The following is a 1,412-nucleotide window of genomic DNA, read 5'->3' as shown; positions in this document are numbered from 1 at the left end:
GCCTTGCAACCCAGGCCCTCGACCACGGCCACGTGATCGACGCCATAGTTACCTGCTTCGCTGGCGTTGATGTTCTCGAACGCCAGTTGCACGCAGTAGTCCATGTCGAAGCCACGCTGCGCCTGGCGGATCAGGCCGAGGTAGGCGTTGTTCACCAGCACGTGCACGTAGGGCAGGTTGAACTGCGCGCCCACGGCCAGTTCCTCGATCATGAACTGGAAGTCGTAGTCACCGGACAGCGCCACCACCTTGCGGCTCGGGTCGGCCTTGACCACGCCCAGCGCTGCCGGAATGGTCCAGCCCAGCGGGCCGGCCTGGCCGCAGTTGATCCAGTGACGTGGCTTGTACACGTGGAGGAACTGCGCACCGGCGATCTGCGACAGGCCGATGGTGCTGACGTAGCAGGTGTCCTTGCCGAACACCTGGTTCATCTCTTCGTACACGCGCTGCGGCTTGACCGGCACGTTATCGAAGTGGGTCTTGCGTTGCAGGCTGGCCTTGCGCTGCTGGCAGTCTTCCAGCCAGGCCTTGCGGCACTTCAACTTGCCTGCGGCTTTCCATTCGCGGGCCACGTCCAGGAACACGTCCAGAGCAGCGCCTGCGTCGGACACGATGCCGAGGTCCGGGGTGAACACGCGGCCAATCTGGGTCGGTTCGATGTCCACATGCACGAACTTGCGGCCTTCGGTGTACACGTCCACGGAACCGGTGTGGCGGTTGGCCCAGCGGTTGCCGATGCCGAACACCAGGTCGGATTTGAGCAGGGTGGCATTGCCATAACGGTGCGAGGTCTGCAAACCGACCATGCCGACCATCAGCGCATGGTCATCGGGAATGGTGCCCCAGCCCATCAGGGTCGGGATCACCGGTACACCGGTCAGTTCGGCGAACTCGACCAGCTTGTCGCTGGCATCGGCGTTGATGATGCCTCCACCGGCCACCAGCAGCGGGCGCTCGGCATCATTGAGCAGGGCCAGGGCTTTTTCCGCCTGCACGCGGGTGGCGGAGGGCTTGTGCACCGGCAGCGGTTCGTAGGCGTCGATGTCGAATTCGATCTCGGCCATTTGCACGTCGAACGGCAGGTCGATCAACACTGGGCCTGGGCGGCCGGTGCGCATTTCGTAGAAGGCCTTCTGGAACGCGTAAGGCACCTGGCCCGGCTCCAGCACAGTGGTCGCCCATTTGGTCACCGGCTTGACGATGCTGGTGATATCGACGGCCTGGAAGTCTTCCTTGTGCAGGCGAGCACGTGGGGCCTGGCCGGTGATGCAGAGAATCGGGATGGAGTCGGCCGAGGCGCTGTAGAGGCCTGTGACCATGTCGGTGCCGGCAGGGCCGGAGGTGCCGATGCACACGCCGATATTGCCGGCCTTGGTGCGGGTGTAGCCCTCGGCCATGTGCGAGGCGCCTTC

At 64.2% G+C, this 1,412-nt stretch carries 1 protein-coding gene; it reads right to left on the bottom strand.

Annotated elements, in window-relative coordinates; all coding sequences use genetic code 11:
- On the bottom strand, window positions 1-1,412 hold a 1,412-nt coding region (gene gcl, locus ACQKPE_RS26530), incomplete at both ends, for a glyoxylate carboligase (protein WP_427669647.1).

The sequence above is a fragment of the Pseudomonas sp. NPDC089554 genome, assembly GCF_050280645.1.
Taxonomy (GTDB): Bacteria; Pseudomonadota; Gammaproteobacteria; order Pseudomonadales; family Pseudomonadaceae; genus Aquipseudomonas.
The sequence above is the reverse complement of the archived record's forward strand: the minus strand, read 5'-3'. Positions and strand labels throughout refer to the sequence as shown.